Below are 735 nucleotides of genomic sequence, written 5' to 3' on the forward strand. Positions count from 1 at the left end.
GCGGGGCCGCGGGGCTGGCCGGCCGCGCCTCCCCCCGCGCGGCATCGGCCACCGCCGCGGTGCTGCAGGCGCTGCCGGTCTTCGTGCTCGGCACGCTGCTGATCCTGGTGCTGGCGCAGTGGCTGCGCTGGCTGCCGGCCGGCGGCTACACGCCGCTCGAGCAGGACGCGGGCAAGCATTTCCTGCTGCTGCTGCTGCCGGCCGTGGCGGTGGCGAAGGGGCTGGCCGCCACCGTCTTCCGCATGACGCGCACGGCGATGCTGGACGTGCTCTCGCGCGACCATGTGCGCACCGCCCGCGCCAAGGGGCTCACGCCCGGCCGCGTGCTGCGCCGCCATGTGGTGCGCAACGGCATGATCCCGGTGACCACGGTGCTCGGCCTGCAGATGGGCACGCTGCTCGGCGGCACGGTGCTGGTGGAATACGTGTTCAACTGGCCCGGCCTCTCCACGCCGCTGCTGCGCGCGGTGGAGCAGCGCGACTACCCGATGGTGGTCGGCATCGTGCTGACCGTCTCCGGCCTGTTCCTGCTGATCAACCTGGTGATGGATCTGCTCTACGCCGTGCTCGACCCGCGGATCACGCGGTCGTGACGGCCGCAGGCTGGCACGTGGCGGGCGGCGCCGCCCCCCCCCGCCCCCCCCCCCCCCCCCCCCCCCCCCGGGCCACCCCGACCCCGGCCCCGCTCCAATTGGCCCTCCGCCGCATCCGATGCGGGCCGTCGTTCGGGGCGAC

General features: G+C 75.2%; 1 protein-coding gene. It reads left to right on the forward strand.

The window, feature by feature from the left end; all coding sequences use genetic code 11:
- The coding region (locus tag AC1MIR_RS18670; RefSeq protein WP_480029694.1) for an ABC transporter permease at positions 1 to 593 on the forward strand (593 nt) is incomplete at its 5' end.
- Positions 594 to 735 lie beyond the last annotated feature (142 nt).

It is taken from the genome of Falsiroseomonas sp. RANM36, from assembly GCF_056682175.1.